The sequence below is a fragment of the Ignatzschineria sp. F8392 genome (genome assembly GCF_002252045.1).
Lineage (GTDB): Bacteria > Pseudomonadota > Gammaproteobacteria > Cardiobacteriales > Wohlfahrtiimonadaceae > Ignatzschineria.
In genome coordinates, this window is sequence record NZ_NEFF01000001.1 from 462,489 (window position 1) to 480,914 (window position 18,426).

14 protein-coding genes are annotated in these 18,426 nt (G+C 41.9%); 8 read left to right on the forward strand and 6 right to left on the reverse strand.

Annotation, left to right across the window (positions count from 1 at the left end; translation table 11 throughout):
- The first annotated feature begins 4 nt into the window (after positions 1–4).
- The 4 genes from folE2 (at position 5) to nagZ (ending at position 4,142) form a co-directional block, all read left to right on the forward strand.
- Positions 5–820 carry a GTP cyclohydrolase FolE2 gene (gene folE2, locus B9T19_RS02055; protein ID WP_094566929.1) on the forward strand — a complete coding sequence of 272 codons (816 nt, stop codon included), beginning with the start codon at positions 5–7 and terminating at the stop codon, positions 818–820.
- Positions 821–1,073: 253 nt separating this feature from the next.
- The gene (gene ruvB, locus B9T19_RS02060) at positions 1,074–2,108 is read left to right on the forward strand and encodes a Holliday junction branch migration DNA helicase RuvB (RefSeq protein ID WP_094566930.1); all 1,035 of its coding nucleotides are present in this window, start codon (positions 1,074–1,076) and stop codon (positions 2,106–2,108) included.
- 156 nt (positions 2,109–2,264) lie between these two features.
- Positions 2,265–3,071: a ferritin-like domain-containing protein gene (locus B9T19_RS02065; protein ID WP_094566931.1), complete on the forward strand. Its 807-nt coding sequence runs from the start codon at positions 2,265–2,267 to the stop codon at positions 3,069–3,071.
- Positions 3,072–3,143: 72 nt separating this feature from the next.
- On the forward strand, positions 3,144–4,142 hold the full coding sequence (gene nagZ / locus B9T19_RS02070) for a beta-N-acetylhexosaminidase (protein ID WP_233146762.1): 999 nt from the start codon (positions 3,144–3,146) through the stop codon (positions 4,140–4,142).
- Between the two features lie 641 nt (positions 4,143–4,783).
- On the opposite strand, the gene typA is transcribed toward nagZ, so the two are convergent.
- Positions 4,784–6,607 (reverse strand): translational GTPase TypA, encoded by a 1,824-nt coding sequence (gene typA, locus B9T19_RS02075; RefSeq protein WP_094566932.1) that lies wholly within the window; start codon positions 6,605–6,607, stop codon positions 4,784–4,786.
- A gap of 426 nt (positions 6,608–7,033) precedes the next feature.
- On the opposite strand from typA, the gene B9T19_RS02080 reads away from it, so the two are divergent.
- Both B9T19_RS02080 and fbaA read left to right on the forward strand, forming a co-directional pair.
- Positions 7,034–8,242: an aminotransferase class I/II-fold pyridoxal phosphate-dependent enzyme gene (locus B9T19_RS02080; RefSeq protein ID WP_094566933.1), complete on the forward strand. Its 1,209-nt coding sequence runs from the start codon at positions 7,034–7,036 to the stop codon at positions 8,240–8,242.
- A gap of 391 nt (positions 8,243–8,633) precedes the next feature.
- Complete coding sequence (gene fbaA / locus B9T19_RS02085; protein WP_094566934.1) at positions 8,634–9,719, forward strand: class II fructose-bisphosphate aldolase; 1,086 nt, start codon at positions 8,634–8,636, stop codon at positions 9,717–9,719.
- A gap of 1,120 nt (positions 9,720–10,839) precedes the next feature.
- On the opposite strand, the gene B9T19_RS02090 is transcribed toward fbaA, so the two are convergent.
- Positions 10,840–11,856, reverse strand: coding sequence for a cytochrome d ubiquinol oxidase subunit II (locus B9T19_RS02090; protein ID WP_094566935.1), 1,017 nt, complete (start codon positions 11,854–11,856; stop codon positions 10,840–10,842).
- Positions 11,857–11,858: 2 nt separating this feature from the next.
- Positions 11,859–13,187, reverse strand: a complete 1,329-nt coding sequence (locus tag B9T19_RS02095; protein WP_094566936.1) for a cytochrome ubiquinol oxidase subunit I — start codon at positions 13,185–13,187, stop codon at positions 11,859–11,861.
- A 773-nt stretch (positions 13,188–13,960) separates the two neighbouring features.
- Between B9T19_RS02095 and rlmB the strand changes: the two genes are divergently transcribed.
- Entirely contained in the window at positions 13,961–14,698 is a 738-nt protein-coding gene (rlmB, locus tag B9T19_RS02100) for a 23S rRNA (guanosine(2251)-2'-O)-methyltransferase RlmB (protein WP_094566937.1), read from the forward strand.
- A 124-nt stretch (positions 14,699–14,822) separates the two neighbouring features.
- Here the strand turns inward: rlmB and B9T19_RS02105 are convergent, their stop codons facing one another.
- The 3 genes from B9T19_RS02105 to mscL all read right to left on the reverse strand — a co-directional run bounded on the left by B9T19_RS02105 (position 14,823) and on the right by mscL (position 16,882).
- Positions 14,823–15,080 (reverse strand): hypothetical protein, encoded by a 258-nt coding sequence (locus tag B9T19_RS02105; RefSeq protein ID WP_094566938.1) that lies wholly within the window; start codon positions 15,078–15,080, stop codon positions 14,823–14,825.
- 173 nt (positions 15,081–15,253) lie between these two features.
- Positions 15,254–16,192 carry a glyoxylate/hydroxypyruvate reductase A gene (locus tag B9T19_RS02110; protein ID WP_094566939.1) on the reverse strand — a complete coding sequence of 313 codons (939 nt, stop codon included), beginning with the start codon at positions 16,190–16,192 and terminating at the stop codon, positions 15,254–15,256.
- Between the two features lie 255 nt (positions 16,193–16,447).
- Entirely contained in the window at positions 16,448–16,882 is a 435-nt protein-coding gene (gene mscL / locus B9T19_RS02115; RefSeq protein ID WP_094567354.1) for a large-conductance mechanosensitive channel protein MscL, read from the reverse strand.
- Positions 16,883–17,257: 375 nt separating this feature from the next.
- Between mscL and arcC the strand changes: the two genes are divergently transcribed.
- Positions 17,258–18,184, forward strand: a complete 927-nt coding sequence (arcC, locus tag B9T19_RS02120; protein WP_094566940.1) for a carbamate kinase — start codon at positions 17,258–17,260, stop codon at positions 18,182–18,184.
- Positions 18,185–18,426: the final 242 nt, after the last annotated feature.

Consider the following 18,426-nt stretch of genomic DNA (forward strand, 5'->3'; position numbering starts at 1 on the left):
TTTTGTGACAAACGGAGATGTAACTGCTATTAAAGATGTGCAGGCCTATGAAGATGAGCGCAATGTAGAGATTTCACAAGTGGGAATCAGTGGCTTGCGCCTTCCCATTGAGTTTAGTAATGGGGGGCAATCTCAACATAGTGTAATGGAAGCGGCCTTTACAGTAACATTGCAAAAAGAGCGAAAAGGGACCCATATGTCTCGCTTTATTGAGGTGTGGGATCGTTTAGAGAAGCCTTTTTCACTTGAACGTGTAACGACCTTATTAAATTCTTTAGAAGAGAAATTAGATGCAGAGAAAGCGCAGATAGAGTTGAAATTTCCGCTCTTCTTTACTCGAACTGCACCCGTTTCTCAGGCAAAGAGCCTAATGGATTTCAATTGTGAAATTGTAGCTGAATCGAACCATTCAGATCCCGGAAAATCGCACTATGAATTACGTCTTATGGCGCCGGTAACCAGTCTTTGCCCCTGTTCTAAAGAGATCTCAGAGTTTAGTGCTCACTCTCAGCGTTCACACTTAACGATTGCGCTACAATTTCGTGACCGAGCAGGTTTTGAAGCGATCGATATAGATCAATTATTGATGGAGATGGAGTCAGTTGGCTCATCGAGACTCTATCCACTATTGAAGCGTCCTGATGAGAAGTATGTGACAGAGATGGCTTATAAGACGCCTCGATTTGTAGAAGATCTGGTGCGTGATCTTGTTGTACTCCTAAGAGAGCGTCAGGATCTAATAGCATTTTCTGTACAATCAGAGAACTTTGAATCGATCCATAATCATCAAGCTTACGCAAAGGTGAATTATACCTTTTAGCATTTGTAACTTTCGGTGAGAGATGCTCGAGTGCCGGCTGAGTGATTGTCGGGTAATTATTAAAAGAGATGAGATGTGTGAATATGGTAACGCACTCATCTCTTTTTTATTACCTCTTCAGATGCGCCTTTTTGTTAGAATAGGCGCTTAGTGGAGCATTCTATCTCTTTCGACATGAAGAGCTCAATAGAGTCGAAGAGAGAGTCGAGTAGATGCATGAATAGATATGATGATCGTAGAGAAAGAGGTATAGATGTTAGAGTCAGATCGGTTAATAGTGAGTGATCAACCCTTAGCAGAAGAGAAGGTGATAGATCGTGCGATTCGTCCTAAAAAATTGGCAGACTATACCGGACAAGCACCGATTCGCAAGCAGTTGAGTATCTTTATTCAGGCAGCAGTTAAGCGTGAAGAGGCGCTCGATCACGTCTTGCTCTTTGGTCCTCCAGGTTTAGGAAAGACAACGCTCGCCCATATTATTGCTCATGAGATGGGCGTTGGTTTAAAGCAGACTTCAGGTCCTATTTTAGAAAAAGCGGGTGATCTTGCCGCAATTTTAACGAGTTTAGAGGATAACGATATTCTCTTTATCGATGAGATCCATCGCCTCAATCCTGCGGTAGAAGAGGTGCTCTATCCGGCAATGGAGGATTATCAGCTCGATATCATGATTGGTGAGGGACCGGCGGCGCGTTCGGTTAAGATCGATCTTCCCGCATTTACGCTTATTGGTGCTACAACGCGAGCAGGACTTCTCTCCTCACCACTGCGTGATCGATTTGGGATTGTATCTCGTTTAATGTTCTATACCCATCAAGAGTTAACAGAGATTGTAAAACGATCAGCGCGTTTATTGGGGGCTGCCATTACTGAGGAGGGCGCCTATGAGATTGGACGTCGCTCTCGTGGAACACCGAGAATTGCCAATCGCCTCTTACGTCGCGTACGCGATGTGGCAGAGGTTGAAGCAGATGGTGATATTACCATTGAGATCGCCCGATCAGCATTAGCAATGCTCGATATCGATAATGCCGGGTTAGATGAGCATGACCGTAATTTTCTTCGCCTGATTGTGGAAAAATTTGATGGTGGGCCTGTAGGTATCGATACTTTAGCGGCGGCCTTAGGTGAAGAGAAGGGGACATTAGAAGATATGATTGAACCCTTCTTGATTCAGGAAGGGTTTATTATGCGTACGCCTCGAGGGCGTGTTGCCACACAGCTCTGCCATCAATATTTTGGTCTTGCGGTGGATCTGCCGGAAGAGGATATTGGCGATATCTCATAAGGGATAGGATTGGCATTATGGAAGATTAGATGCAGATATGGAAAAGGTCTCTAGAGAGCATCTAGAAATTATTTGCAATATAGCAATATAGGAATATAGCTATGTTAGTCATGAAGCAATATTGTGAGTTAGCAGGATAAGCGAGTTAAATGAGTGATGGTAAAGAGAGATTTTTATGCGGTTGTAGAGGATGCGCTCTATACAACAGATGCTGAAGAAAAGTGTGAAAAGGTTGATCATCTCTATGATCAGTTATTAAGTGGAGAGATAGAGCCTTATCCCGATCAAGATGTTATGGGAGTGATTCCTGCGGGACGACCGGAGCTTCCTCGTTTAGTTTCGCCTCAAGAGGTGCCACGCCGGCGCTTAGGTTCTAAAGCAGGTGTTTTAGCGCTCGTTCATGCTATCTGTCATATCGAGTTTAATGCGATTAATCTTGGGCTTGATGCCGCTTACCGTTTTCGGCAGATGCCGGCGCAGTTTTATCATGATTGGTTGTTGGTCGCGAAAGATGAAGTGCGCCATTTTCGGATGTTAGCGCAATATTTAGAGTCAGAAGGCTCTTTTTATGGTGCTTATGAGGCACATAATGGACTCTGGGATTCTGCAGAAAGAACGGCGCATGATCCCCTTATTCGGATGGCATTAGTGCCGCGAGTTTTAGAGGCGAGAGGATTAGATGTTACGCCGGGAATTATTGAGCGTCTTACACTCAATGGTCAAGATGAGGTTGTTGCTCTGCTAAAAATTATCCTCCAAGAGGAGGAGTCCCATGTCTTGGTGGGAAATCATTGGTATCGTTATCTCTGTAAAGATCGAGACTTACCGCCCAAAGAGACCTTTTTCTCCTTGATTGAAGAGTATGGACAGACTTTAAAGCCCCCCTTTAATATTGAGGCACGTCTCCGTTCAGGATTTATACAAGAGGAGATCGATTATCTTGTAGAGTCGATCGAACTTTAGATTGCGGTGAGTGCAGGCAGGGTTGTGATTAGACGAGATATCAAAAAAACTTGAAAAAGGGTGGGAGAGAAGATGAGAGAAGAGAGTGTGAAAAAGAGCATGGGAAAGGAGAAGACAGTAGCAGATAGAGAGGATCCGGCGTTGAAAGGAGAGATTGTCTCTTCGATAAGATCAAGGCTGTTAGCATTAAAAAAGAGCCTCTTTATCGGACTCTCAGGTCTTAAATTGACAACAGAGGAGAGGAGATGGCTAGCGCATAAAGATGTTTCCGGCGTAATACTCTTTAGCCGTAATTATCAAGATAAGCCGCAACTGACAGCATTAACAGCTGAGATACGGGAGATTAATCCTGAGCTGTTGATCTCTGTTGATCATGAGGGAGGACGTGTCCAACGTTTTCGTGATGGCTTTACTCAACTGCCCCCTATGCGAGAGTTAGGGAGGCTTTATGATCAATCAAGAGAAGCCGCACTTTCTGAAGCTTATCAACTGGGATCGATCATGGCATCAGAGCTTATCGCGGTAGGTGTTGACTTTAGTTATGCCCCTGTTTGTGATATCGATTATGGCGTTAATCCTGCCATTGGTGATCGTGCTTTTCATGATGATCCTACTGTTGTGACTGAGCTTGTTCTCGCTTTTTATCGAGGAGTGAGAGCGGCAGGATCGGTTGGTGTTGCCAAACACTTTCCAGGGCATGGTTTTGTCAATATCGATACTCATGTAGCCATTGCGCAAGATGATCGACCTTTAACGCTCTTAGAAGAGCGAGATCTTAAACCTTTTCGGGCGCTGATTGATGCTGGCATAGAGGCATTGATGCCGGCACATATTATCTTTACGGCACTCGATGCTGATAATAGCGTTATCTCTTCAGAGAAATGGCTCCGATATCTCCGTGAGGAGCTCGCTTTTCAGGGCGCCATTATTAGTGATGATCTCGATATGGGAGGAGCGAGCCATTTAGGATCTGTAAAAGAGAAGGTTGATCGTTGTTTTTCTGCCGGTATCGATATTGTACTTCTCTGTAATGATTTTCAAGCGATTCGGGAGTTATTAACCGCTGATTGACCAGAGTGGCTCTCTATCTAATAGAGCGGAAAAGAGAGATGAAGAGCAGCAAAAAGGTAAAAAAGATAAAAGAGGTAAAAAAGAGGGCAATAAAACTCTTTTGGGATAAGTTGTGGGATATGCACATTTTCTGTGGATAACTATAAGGACAACTTGATCATAGCTGTGGGATAAAGTCGATAACTCTCAAAAGCATTGGAAATAGAGGGTTTTGAGCCTGTGATTAATTTGCTTATGTTTGCTTAAAAAATAAGCAAAACCTAATTTGGGTTTTTCTGATCTCAACTCTAAACTTTTAAAATATGAATCTCTTGCTAAGATGAGTTATCCCTTTTTTTGGGGAGATATGCACATTTTCTGTGGATAACTATTAGGACAACTTGATTATAGTTGTGGGATAAGCGGGATTAAAAATAAACTCTAACTTAACCCATTGAAAGTATTGATATTTTTAGGTGAGGCTTATCCGCATGATGAAATGGAAAAACCGCTCAATGAATGAGCGGTTTTGATTTGCTTTCTGATCTATTTTTTGATTTTTCAAAGTTGAAATATGGTCATTAGAGATCAGCTTTTAATGAGAGCCCGTTATCTTTTATATCGCTTTTCTAGCCCTCTTCTAGCCTTTTTCTAGATATCCTTTAGATATCTTTTGTTGCGCGTTGATGCTTACGGCGATCCGCTTCTGTAAGGTAACGCTTGCGGATACGGATCGATTTTGGCGTTACTTCTACTAACTCATCATCATCGATAAATTCAATAGCGCGCTCTAAGGTCAATTTAACAGGCGTTGTTAATGTTAAAGCTTCATCTGTTCCTGCTGCACGAATATTGGTCAGTTGCTTTGCTCTTAAAGCATTGACAACGAGGTCATTATCGCGACTATGGATACCGATCACTTGGCCTTCATAGATCTCATCACCATGGCTTGCAAAGAGGCGTCCTCGCTCCTGGAGGTTAAAGAGCGCATAAGCAAGAGCTTTACCTTGACCATTAGAGATTAAGACCCCATTTTTTCTCTGACCGACAGATCCTTTTTTAAGTGGACCATAATGATCGAAGTTATGGAACATAAGACCTGTACCACTTGTTAAGGTCATAAACTCTGTTTGGAAACCAATCAATCCGCGTGAAGGAATCATATATTCAAGACGGATACGACCTTTGCCATCGGGAACCATATTTTGCAATTCAGCAAAACGATTACCCATCTGTTCCATAATGTCACCTTGATGTTTTTCTTCAATATCAAACATCAATGTCTCATAAGGTTCCATCTTGACGCCATCTTCTTCACGAATAATGACTTGAGGACGACCGACCGCCATCTCATAACCTTCGCGACGCATATTTTCAATCAATACTGAGAGATGAAGTTCTCCACGGCCTGATACTTTGAAGACATCGGCGTTATCCGTCGCTTCAACACGAAGTGCAACGTTATGAATAAGCTCCTCTTCAAGGCGCTCTTTGATTTGACGTGAGGTGACAAACTTACCCTCTTTGCCCGCAAAAGGTGAGGTGTTCACTTGAATCATCATCGAAACCGTTGGCTCATCAACAGCGAGCGGTGGTAATGCTTCAACATGTTGAGGATCACAGATAGTATCGGAGATGAAGAGAGGATCAAGACCGGTAAAGCTGATAATGTCACCTGCTTGTGCTGATTCAAACTCAATCTTATTAAGACCATGGAAGCCTAAGATCTGTTGAATCTTACCATTACGTTTTTTGCCTTCACGATCGATGACGGTAACGTTCATATTTTTATGCACTTTACCTCGCTTAATACGGCCAACTCCGATCACCCCAACGTAGGAGTTGTAATCGAGAGAGGAGACCTGTAATTGAAAAGGTGCATCAACCTCAACATCAGGTGCAGGTACATGATCAATAATTGCTTGGAAAAGAGGCTCAAAGTCACCACTACGAACATCATCGGTAAGGCCTGCATAGCCATTAATTCCTGATGCATAGACAACCGGGAAGTCGAGTTGCTCATCTGTAGCACCAAGATTATCGAAGAGTTCAAATGTTTGATCTAATACCCAATCAGGACGTGCGCCAGGTCGGTCAATTTTATTGATGACAACGATCGGTTTAAAACCCATCGCAAACGCTTTTTGTGTTACAAAGCGGGTTTGAGGCATGGGGCCCTCTACTGAGTCAACAAGGAGTAATACCGAGTCAACCATCGAGAGAACACGCTCAACTTCGCCACCAAAATCCGCATGTCCTGGAGTATCTACGATATTGATACGGTATCCATTCCAGTTGATAGCGGTATTTTTAGAGAGGATCGTAATTCCTCGCTCTTTTTCGATTTGGTTCGAATCCATGACGCGATCCGCAACCTCTTCACGCTCACCAAAAGTTCCTGAACTTCTGAGGAGTTGGTCAACCAGGGTTGTTTTACCATGGTCAACGTGGGCGATGATGGCTATGTTTCTTAATTTATCTATCATTTTCACTTTCTTTTATCATTGATGCCCAGCGAAGCCTCAAATATGATCTTGAGGGTAGGGCGATTCTATTGAGATTATCTATCTTTCGAGGGCTGTATTATAACGCACTTTTTGATTATTTTTTGAGTTAATTTATTTTATGAAGCGGGGCGTTTGATTCTTTTGGCAATCGTTAAATATCGTTAAAAATCAACTTTTATTCCACTTTTCTCCCACCCAATTGAGAGCGAATCTATTTACAAAATAAATTGTCTTTGTCAGATGATTGACAACTTCGATAATCACTAGTAATTTGCGATAGAGCGTCGCTTATTTAGCCGGCATCATTTTCTATAAGCTTTTTTCTGTAAGTTTTTATAAAAGCTTTTATGAAAGCTTTTATCACACCATTATAATAATCACCTGTTTTTATTGATGAGGAATATCATGTCAAAGCAACCTTCTACTGAGTTCAAGCGTCTTGAACTACTCCCTCCTTATGTCTTTAGTGTGATTGATGAGCTAAAGGCAGAAGCTGCGGCAGCAGGAAAAGATGTTATTGATTTTGGGATGGGAAATCCCGATCAGCCAACCCCTGCGCATATTGTTGATGCATTAACAGCAGCGGCAAAAGAAGGAGCCAATCATCGATATTCAGCCTCAAAAGGAATTGCTCCCGTTAGAGAAGCGATCTGTGATTGGTATGAGAGAAAGTACCAGGTCAAATTAGATCCTAATAGTGAAGCGATCTATACTATCGGTTCTAAAGAAGGGCTCGCGGATCTGACCTTAGCAGTATTAGATAAAGGGGACGTTGTTTTAGTCCCTGATCCTGCCTATCCTATCCATCCCTATGGTCCGATTATTGCCGGCGCTACTGTGATTCATGTTCCTGCGGGTCCTGAAGATGATTTTGAAACTAATCTTCGAGCTGCAATTGAGAATAGTCCGGTTAAGCCGAAGATGCTCTTTCTCAATTACCCATCAAATCCAACATCTGAGTGTGTCGATCTTGCCTTCTTTGAGCGGATGGTCGCTTTAGCAAAAGAGCATGGTATCTGGATTGTGCATGATTTAGCGTACGCTGATCTCTCTTTTGATGATTATCAAGCCCCCTCTATCTTACAGGTAGAAGGTGCTATCGATATTGCTGTTGAATCTTATACGCTCTCTAAAAGTTACAATATGGCAGGTTGGCGTGTAGGATTTATGGTGGGTAATCCAACCTTGATTGGTGCTTTGACAAAGATTAAATCATATCTCGATTATGGCTCTTTTGCACCGATTCAACATGCAGCTGTTGCAGCGCTCACCGGTCCGCAAGAGTGTGTTGAAGAGGTTCGTCTACGCTATCAGGCACGACGTGACCTGTTGTGTGATGGACTCTCATCGATCGGCTGGGATGTTAAAAAGCCTAAAGCATCGATGTTTCTTTGGGCTAAGATTCCTGATGCTTATCGTGACATGGGATCGATGAAGTTTGCAGAAAAGCTGATTAAAGAGGCATCTGTTGCGGTAGCGCCCGGCATCGGTTTTGGTAAGGGGGGCGAAGGATATGTGCGTTTTGGTCTTATTGTCGATGATGAGAGAACAGCACAAGCGATAGAGAATCTACGGCAGATGTTTATTAAAGATGGCTTGGTAGTGGCACCGTAGTTTGAAGCGCAAAAGTAGTTAGATGATCCCTTCTATCGAAGTGATAAAAGTAAGGTAGATGCGGGATAAAAGCGAGATAAAATAAAGATGAGCTGTAGCGTTATAGTAACTTTCTACAGCTCATTTTTTTATCTATCGATTCAGCACTGATCGATATTCGGTATCGATTTTGAGTCCGACTTTAATGCTTGCTTTCGGCAGGAGATTGAGTGTAGATTCAAGATCTATTTTTTGATCTATCTTTTGATCTATTTTGAGATCTGTTTTCTGAACTCTTTTGGAAAATAGAGGATTCTCTTTAGGGAAAATTAAGCATTAGGATAGGTAGATTTAGAAGCTTAGACGGGGTAGAATAAGGCTGTTTTTAAACTATTTGTAGGAGAATTGTAGTATGGCTAAAGTCCTTGATGTGGTGAAACCAGGCGTACTTTTTGGTGATGATGTCCGAAAGGTATTTGCAATTGCTAAAGAGAATAATTTCGCATTGCCGGCGATTAATGTTGTCAATACAGAATCAATTAATGGGGTTTTAGAGGCGGCGGCTAAAGCTAACTCTCCTGTGATTATCCAGTTCTCCAATGGTGGAGCACAATTTTATGCCGGTCGTGGATTGAAGCTTCCAGGATATGGTGGTCATGAGGCTGCTGTTTTAGGGGCTGTATCAGGTGCGAAACATGTTCACACAATGGCAGAAGCTTATGGTGTACCGGTCATTCTTCATACCGACCACGCGGCAAGAAAATTGCTCCCATGGATTGATGGTCTTCTTGAAGCAGGTGAAAAATTCTTTGAAGAGACAGGTAAGCCACTCTTCTCCTCACATATGATTGATTTATCAGAAGAGTCATTAGAAGATAATATTGCAACTTGTGTGGAGTATCTTAAGCGTCTCGATAAATTAGGAATGACCCTTGAGATCGAGTTAGGTATTACCGGTGGTGAAGAGGATGGCGTTGATAACACTTCAGTGGATAATGCGCTGCTCTATACTCAACCAGAACATGTTGCTTATGCTTATGAAGAGTTGAGCAAAGTGAGTCCACACTTCACAATTGCGGCATCATTCGGTAACGTTCATGGTGTTTATAAGCCAGGAAATGTTGAGTTAAAACCAGAAATCTTAGATAACTCACAAAAATATGTCTCTGAGAAGTTCAATCTTCCGGCAAAACATCTCGATTTTGTTTTCCATGGTGGATCAGGTTCAAGTTTAGAAGACATTCGTGAAGCGATTAGCTATGGTGTCATTAAGATGAATATCGATACGGATACTCAATGGGCAACGTGGGAAGGCGTTCTTGACTACTATAAAGCGAATGAAGGCTATCTCCAAAGTCAGTTAGGAAACCCTGAAGATCCATTTGGTCCTAACAAATCTTACTATGATCCACGTGCTTGGTTACGTAAAGGTCAAGAGAGTCTCGTGAAGCGTGTTTTAGTTGCTTATGAAGATCTTAACGCGATGAATCGTAACTAATCTGTATTTAACTTCTATTTAATCATGGTTTAATCTTAATTTATTAAGAGTGAAATAGAAGGAATCAGCTACAGATTCAGCAATAGATCATTCAGCATGATCAGAAAAATTGTAATCAAAATGATAAAAGAGCGATATGTCTTTGGATATATCGCTTTTTTGATAGCGCGACATTCACCAGTAAAAGAATAAAGTTCAACAGTTTCTGCTTATTTCTTTATTTTATATTTGATTCTATAAGAGGGTTCTTGGAGGGGCGGGAGCTTACCATTTCATTCTTTTCACCGGTGCATGCCCGCAGTTTGGCATTTTTAATGCCGAGAAAATCATTAAACATGATTTAAATAACTTTTAAATAGTTATTAAACAGCTGTTAAACAATAGGTGCCGGCGATAGAAGATCGCCAACTGCCGGCGCGTGGCCTTTGGAATTTCGCGATAGTGAGATCCGGCAGCGTTCAGTCTTGGCTATTTTGATGAATCATTCTTAAGAGGGGTGTTGGAGGGGCGGGAGCTTACCATTTCATTCTTTTCACCGGTGCATGCCCGCTATTCGGCATTTTCAATGCCGAGAAAATAATTAAACATGATTTAAATAACTTTTAAATAGTCATTAAATAGCCGTTAAACAATAGGTGCCGGTGATAGAAGATCGGCAACTGCCGGCGCGTGATCTTTGGAATTGCGTGATAGTGATATCCGGCAGCGTTCAGTCTTGGCTATTTTGAATGAATCATTCTTAAGAGGGGTATTGGAGGGGCGGAGGCCCACCATCTTGTTCTTTTCACTGGTGCATGCCCGCAGTTTGGCATTTTCAATGCCGAGAAAATCATTAAACATGATTTAAATAACTTTTAAATAGTCATTAAATAGCCGTTAAACAATAGGTGCCGGCGATAGAAGATCGCCAACTGCCGGCGCGTGGCCTTTGGAATTGCGTGATAGTGATATCCGGCAGCGTTCAGCCTTTGCTATTTTGACAGATCTTTTAAGAAAATAAGTGGTATTGCATTGTGCGAGGAGAATTTGTTCTGTTTTTTCGATAAAAAAAGAGGAGATCATCTGATCCCCTCTTCTATAGATGTTGATATATCGATCTATTCTTATCTACTTTCGTGAATTAGTAGCCAGTCTGCTCATCGTGAAGGATTTTCCCACCGAAGATCTTATGCACATAGAATGTGTAGAGAAGAATCAGTGGTAGAACAATCGCAACTCCCCAGAGGGTGAACTCTAGTGATTTAGGTGCAGCACTTGCTTCCCAGATATTGAGTTTTCCAATAATAATGTCCGGGAAGATACTGTAACCAAAGCCGATAAAGGTACACAATACAATCAATACCGCAAGGAAATAGGGTACCCAGTCACGCTTATAGGTTGTATCTTGCTCGATAAATTTAAGACTTCTAAAGATAATGAAGGCAAAAATGACACAGAGCAGTGGGATTGGCGCTAAATAGTAGAGGTTTGGAATAGTAAACCACTTCTTAAAGATCACATCGCTGGTATATGGCATCGCTAATGAGACTAAAACGATCGCTAAGAAAGCCAACACGATGGAGTGACGAATCGCTTTTGCGGCAAAGAGGCGAACGTGACCATCTGATTTAAAGATCAGCCATGCTGAACCTAAAAGCGCATAACCAAAGCAGAGTGCGATACCGACACAGACCGCAAAGATCCAGTTAACCATGGTATGCTCAAGCCCTGTTGCATAGAGGCCGATCATAATGCCTTGCGACATAGTTGCAAGATAGGCCCCAAAACAGAAGAGCGCATCCCACATCGGTTGACGATGTTTAGGTGCTGTATTTCTAAAGTCAAAGGCAGCTCCACGGAGGATTAATCCACCTAACATCAAGACAGTAGGGATATAGAGCGATACTAAGATATCACCATACGCTTTCGGGAAGGCGATAAAGATCACTCCAATTCCAAGAACGATCCAGGTCTCATTCGCATCCCAGAAAGGGTCGACTGTTGCCACCATCTTATCGCGATCACTACGCTCTCTCATAAAAGGGAAGAGCAGACCAACGCCGAGATCATAACCATCGAAGATGATATAGAAGAAGACCGCGGCAGCCATTAGGCCCGCAAAGATAACGGGAAGTATTGTTGCAGCATCCATAACCATAATTATGCTCCTTGTGTTTCTGCAGCGATATTGTTTTTAACAGTCTTGTTTGTGAGATAGAAGAGCACTGCAAGATAGCTCACAAGAACGAAGATGTAGATTAAACAATAGATGAGTAAGGATGAGATCATCACAGTAGGACCATGTGGCGCTGCGGCATCTGCTGTCTTAATTAGGTTGTAAACAATCCAAGGCTGACGACCAATCTCGGTAGTATACCAACCAAAGAGAACCGCAACCCAACCGGAGAAGGTCATACCAATAAAGACTTTGAGCATCTTAGGTCCAATTTTTTTGCGACGCATCAACTGTACCGCACCAATCCATGATGTGAGTAACATTAAGAGACCAACGCCGACCATGATTCTAAAGCTCCAGAATACAATCGCAACAGGAGGATGCTCTTTAAACTCATTGAGCCCTAACACTTTTCCATCAAGAGAGTGGGTCAAAATAATACTACCTAAATGGGGGATCTGAAGTGCAAAATCGTTACTACGGGTCTCCTCATTAGGGAAGGCAATAACGTTGAATGCCATCGGAGATTCAGTCTCCCAAACAGCTTCGATCGCTGCAAGTTTGTCAGGTTGATGCTTTAAGACTAAAAGTCCTGATTGGTCACCGACAAAGATCTGAATCGGAATTAAGATCGCCGCAATAATGACACCTGCATTGAGTGAGCGACGGCTCGACTTAGAAGGATCTCCCTTAACAATCTTATAAGCTGAGATTCCCGCAATTAAGAAAGCTGCTGTTAAGCCTGAAGCGAGTAACATATGAGCTAAACGCGTCAGGAATGAGGGGTTAAAGATTGCATCCCACCAGCTTGTCACATGCGCAACACCATCGATCATCTCATAGCCGGCAGGGGTCTGCATCCATGAGTTAAGAGCGATAATCCAGAAGGCGGAGAAGGTCGTCCCCACCGCAACTAAGAAGGTTGCTAAGTTGTGAATAAAGGGAGAGACTCTTTTTTGGCCAAAAAGCATGACACCTAAGAAGGTGGCTTCTAAGAAGAATGCTGTTAATACCTCATAACCTAAGAGTGGACCTGCGATATTCCCGACATGCTCCATAAATCCTGGCCAGTTGGTACCAAATTGGAAACTCATTGTTACACCGGTAACAACACCAATGGCAAAACTTAATGCAAATATCTTCACCCAGAAGTTATATGCATCTAACCAAGATTGATCATTGGTCTTTTCAAATCGCAGTTTAAAGAAGAGGAGTACCCAAGCAAGTGCAATATTGATACTTGGAAAGATAATATGAAAGGAGATATTGATTGCGAACTGTATTCGCGCTAACACTATCGGATCTAGTTCCATAGGGGGCCCTTTTTGTTAGTGAGTGTAGTTATGATGAGATTAACACTTAACGGTTAATATCACGACCTATAGGCAATATTTATTTCTGCGTTAACAATTAATCTTATTTCATAATCTCTTTTAATCATTTTAATAAGATCTTATAGTGACAATTTTCCGATAGTGATTTTTAAAAGATTCCCCTAGTGCTTCTTAACTACTCAGGTATTCGATCAGTTAAGTTTTAAAAATCAATGGGGTGCCGGGAGAAGATCAGTGGAGGCTTTTGAACTAATGCCTCTTTCTCTCTCTGCTAAAAAAGCGGGCGACCGATAAAATTGCTCCTAATAAGGTTAATTAAAATGGTTAATGTCGATTACGGTTGAAATAAGATCTACTGTTAGCGAGTTGTATCATAAGATCTCTGCATTGTAGCGCTTTCTCTTTAGATACTTTAATAATCTATTGCCCGTAAGGTTTTTAAATGTGTAAAAAACAGAAATAGAATTATCAATGAGCCGGCAATCAAACCTTCCTCCGTAGAGAGGAAACAGTGATGCCCTCTACATTTGCTCATCATTTTACAATAATTGATACTTATTATGAAGTGTTGAAGAACTCTTTTCTTAAAGTAAATAGACGATAGAGGAGTGATAGAGAGTAGAGCGCATCGGGACGAATTTTCTCAGGAGATTTTTTACTTGCCTCAATCACTCATTAAAGAGCAATGCAGTGGGATAGAAAACATGCGATAATTGGGAACTATTTTATTCAAACAGGATAAGTGTAAAGAAATGGCTGAAGAGTGGATTTATGGCTTTCATGCAGTGGAAGCCGCAATCAGAGAAGATCGAGTAATTAAGGTGGCGATCGATCCATCGCGTAAAGATAAGAGAATGCAAGGGATGATCGCATTATTGGAGGGGCTTAAAATTAGGCCTGAACATCTAACGAGTATTCAATTAGAAGAGTTAGTGCGCGAGAGTCGTCATCAAGGGGTTATTGCTAAGATTGCCGTACGTCCTCCTGAGAGTGAAAACTTTCTCTATCAGCTTCTAGATCAGCTCGATCATCCTCCATTTCTCTTGATTCTGGATGAGGTTCAAGATCCGCATAATGTGGGAGCTTGTCTACGTAGTGCGGAAGCCTTTGGTGTTGATGCCGTGATTGTTCCTAAAGATAATGCTTGTTCATTAACGCCGGTGGTGCGTAAGGTTTCAAGTGGTAGCTCAGAGCGAGTCCCTTTTATTGAGGTGACCAATCTTGCGCGTGTTTTAGAGAAACTGAAAGCGAGAGGAATTTGGATATCGGGCTTAGCCGGTGGCGGGGAAAGTACTATTTTCTCTGCTGACTTTAGAGGACCACATGCCATTGTAATGGGCTCAGAAGGTTCCGGTATGCGCCGTTTAACCGAGAAGAATTGTGACTTTATTGTCAAAATCCCGATGGAAGGGGAGATTGAGAGTCTCAATGTCTCTGTAGCTGCCGGAGTGACCTTGGCAGAAGCATATCGTCAGCGGCATCAGTTATAAAAAAACGCCGTACTTGGCGTTTTTAGTTTGAACATTGATAAATAATTGAGAGCGAGATAGGTTTATCTCGCTCTTTCTATTTCTAATATCTGTTTCTAATATTTATTTCTAATATTCTATAGATCTAGTCGGGTACTTGGCGCTGATAGCGTTGAGCGGCATCATGCGCGCGATCATCCTTCTCTCTAAGAGAGTTAGGACGTAAAAAGGTATAAGCTACAAAGCCTGCAAACCACATTAAGAAGCCGACAGGGACAAAAATTGTAACTAGATAGATGCCAATTGTTTTTTGCCCAAGGATTAGCATGGGTAAGCCGACAACAGTACCGATAATACTAATAATCATTCCGGCATAGAACATAAATTTGTTGAGTGCAAGCATTGTTAGATAACCTCAATGGACGATACGAAGATAAAATAGGGTGATCCATAATAAGAGATCGATCGCTGATGATCAATGATTGAATAGCCGATAATGGGTGTTAACATTGGCATCCATTATTGGAGGATCATGAGCAACTCTGGTAATAATCATACCATATTTAGGCCTGCTCATTAGTAAGTTCGGTCGAGATCGATCAAGTTGAGTGCCGTTTTGCCAGCCTCTATCCGGCGAATATTCTCCACAACTTGCGCTGCTGCTGTTCGAGGATTGGTCGATGCCGCAACATGGGGCGTAATCTCGATTTCGGGAATTGTCCAAAGGGGATCTGTTTTCGGGAGCGGTTCTTTTGCAAAGACATCAAGCAATGCCCCTGCGATCTGTTGTGATTCAATTGCCTCGATCAGATCTGCGCTATTAAGATGTTCTCCTCGTGCGGCATTGATTAGATAAGCACCAGGATTGAGTTGATCAAAGAGGGTGCGATTGAGGATTGACTCTGTTTCTGATGTGAGCGGTAATAGACAGATGAGAAGATCTAGATTTTTTGCAAAATCGAGAAGCTCTTCAGTGCCGGCATAACTCTTTAATGAAGGAATCTCTTTGGGCGTGCGAGACCAGATACGAATATTCGGAAAGCCATTCTGTTGTAGTCGTGCTACTGTTGTTTTACCGAGTTCACCATAGCCTAAGATGCCAATTGCAAATTCATCATGAAAGTTTCGAGGTACGGGATTCCATTCGCCAATAGTTTTGGAGGCTCGATAGCGATGGAAGTTACGAAAAGCGGTTAACGCTCCATAGAGAGAGTATTCACTCATCTGATTGGCCATATCGGGATCGATAATACGGGCGATCGGCATCTGTGTCGGGCGATCTGCTGTTTTGAAGAGGTGGTCAACCCCCATTCCGAGCGACTGAATTAACTTTAATTGTGTGAGTGTTGGAAAGATGCCAGCAGGCGGTTTCCACGCTAGTACAACTTCGATCGATTCTGGATCATAATGATCATTTAAGCTATGAATTGTAATATTGGGATCGATTTTAGCGATCTCCGTGCGCCAGCGTTCTAGGCCTCGATCATTTTCTGTTAGATAGAGTAGATGTGTCATGATTGCCCCCTTTCTATTATTTTTTATCAGTTATCAGTCATCAGTCATCAATTAATAGAGATAACATATCAAGAGGGAGATCAAAAGAGGGAGAGAAAAAGAGAAGGATAAAAAGAGAGGAATAAAAAAAGAGAGTAGAAGGATGATTTCTACTCTCTATTGTCTACTCACAATCGTCTACTCTCTATAGGCTAACGACTATTTTAGTTATGCAGTGATGCATTTTTGCTGAAAAGGGCAAAATTGATCGACAACTTAAGCCTTTTTCTGACCTTCTTTAAGAAGATCACGAATCTCAGCAAGGAGAATCTCCTCTTGCGTCGGTTTTGGATCTTCTATTGCCTCTTCTACCGCTTCAGCTACTGCCTCATCCTGTTTTGCGCGTAATTTGTTCATAACGCGAATCGCTAAGAAGATCGAGAAGGCGACGATAATAAAGTCGAAGATGTTTTGGATAAACATACCATAATTGAGAATTACAGCCGGTTCATCGCCTACCGCATCTTTAAGTGTTAAGGCGAAGTCTTTAAAGTCGATTCCACCAAGAAGAAGTCCTAAAGGAGGCATAATAATATCGGAAACAAGGGAGGAGACGATCTTATTAAATGCTGCACCAATGATCACCCCAACGGCAAGATCGATCACATTTCCGCGCATTGCGAATTCTTTAAACTCTTGAAGAAACTTAATTTTCATATTTTAGCTCTGTTTTTTTAACTCTATTTAGTTTTATTTGGTATTGCTTATTGCTTATTGCTTATGCCTATTGCCTCATTTATGACTATTTCATTTGCTGCTATTTTTAATTATTAATTGAGTCTAATTGAGTTGTTAATTAAATAGGCGCGTAACTGATGTTGATTTTTAGTGATTTTTTTATTGATTACAATTTAGCAATTATAATCATTTAAATAATCATTTAATCAATATTTTTATCCTATTAATATCCCCATTTGAGAGGCGCACTATTTTAGATCATTTTACAGTTGTAGGCTATCTAATATTTAAATTGGCGTTCAAGAGGCAATAGGATAAATTAGTAGGGTTATCAATAAGGAGGTTTGGATGAAAATCGTAGTAGCTTTAGGGGGCAATGCGCTTGGCAATAGTGTCAGTGAGCAAGAGAGAATCTTAAAATCGACCGTGGTGCCGATTGTGGATCTCATTGCCGAAGGACATGATGTTGTGTTAGCGCATGGCAATGGACCACAGGTAGGGATGATTAAGCTTGCAATGGATGTTGCAGAGCAGAATCTTGGGAAAGAGGGGGTTCCTATTACAGAATGTGGCGCTATGAGTCAGGGCTATATCGGTTATCATCTTCAACGATTTTTGCGCGATGAGTTACAGCGCCGGCAGATCGAGAAAGAGGTTGTCACCATTGTGACAGAAGTATTAGTTGATAGTGATGATCCTGCTTTTGCTAATCCGCGGAAGCCAATCGGCTCCTTCTATAGCAAAGAGGAGGCGGACAAATTAGCAGCAGCGGGTTACCCTGTAATGGAAGATGCCGGAAGAGGTTATCGTATTGTGGTCGCTTCGCCACTGCCCCAAAAAATTGTGCAAATTAAAACTATTGAAAATCTTATCAATGCCGGGGAACTAGTCATTACGGTGGGCGGAGGCGGTATTCCTGTTGCGATTGAGGATGGGGTAACCGTTGGTAAATTAGCTGTGATTGATAAAGATTTTGCTTCTGCAAAGTTAGCAGATCAGATCAATGCCGATCTTTTAGTGATTTTAACGGCAGTTGAGAAGGTCGCAATTAATTTTGGTAAGGAGAATCAAGAAGAGATCTCAGAGATGAATTATGCCGAAGCTGCTGCCTATATAGAATCAGGGGAGTTCGCGCCAGGTTCCATGTTGCCTAAGATTCGTGCGGCGATGAGTTTTGTTGAGCAAAATAGAGATAAACGTGCATTGATTACCTCCTTAGAGCGGGCAAAAGAGGGATTCAACGGGAAGACCGGGACCTGGATCCGATATGAGTAATCTTTTTTAAGTTTCTTTCCGCTCTTTTGTGCTTGTTCAGGTATCATATAGAGTAGATAAGCGTTATGCAACGTGAGAGTTAACGTGAGAATTAACGTTAGAATTAACGCTAAGTTAGCATTAATACATTAATAATTAATGTTAAAGTGAATGTTAAAGAGAATGCTAAAGTTATAGGTGAGGGCAGAGTGATTCTGCCCCATTTTATTATTGATGATTCGATCGATTAATCTCTATTCGCT

Coding starts and splice junctions, on each gene's coding strand:
- typA (WP_094566932.1), bottom strand. CDS start 6,607: ATGATAGATAAATTAAGAAACATAGCCATCATCGCCCACGTTGACCAT.
- B9T19_RS02095 (WP_094566936.1), bottom strand. CDS start 13,187: ATGGAACTAGATCCGATAGTGTTAGCGCGAATACAGTTCGCAATCAAT.
- B9T19_RS02080 (WP_094566933.1), top strand. CDS start 7,034: ATGTCAAAGCAACCTTCTACTGAGTTCAAGCGTCTTGAACTACTCCCT.
- B9T19_RS02105 (WP_094566938.1), bottom strand. CDS start 15,080: ATGCTTGCACTCAACAAATTTATGTTCTATGCCGGAATGATTATTAGT.
- nagZ (WP_233146762.1), top strand. CDS start 3,144: ATGAGAGAAGAGAGTGTGAAAAAGAGCATGGGAAAGGAGAAGACAGTA.
- B9T19_RS02090 (WP_094566935.1), bottom strand. CDS start 11,856: ATGGTTATGGATGCTGCAACAATACTTCCCGTTATCTTTGCGGGCCTA.
- fbaA (WP_094566934.1), top strand. CDS start 8,634: ATGGCTAAAGTCCTTGATGTGGTGAAACCAGGCGTACTTTTTGGTGAT.
- rlmB (WP_094566937.1), top strand. CDS start 13,961: ATGGCTGAAGAGTGGATTTATGGCTTTCATGCAGTGGAAGCCGCAATC.
- B9T19_RS02110 (WP_094566939.1), bottom strand. CDS start 16,192: ATGACACATCTACTCTATCTAACAGAAAATGATCGAGGCCTAGAACGC.
- B9T19_RS02065 (WP_094566931.1), top strand. CDS start 2,265: ATGGTAAAGAGAGATTTTTATGCGGTTGTAGAGGATGCGCTCTATACA.
- arcC (WP_094566940.1), top strand. CDS start 17,258: ATGAAAATCGTAGTAGCTTTAGGGGGCAATGCGCTTGGCAATAGTGTC.
- ruvB (WP_094566930.1), top strand. CDS start 1,074: ATGTTAGAGTCAGATCGGTTAATAGTGAGTGATCAACCCTTAGCAGAA.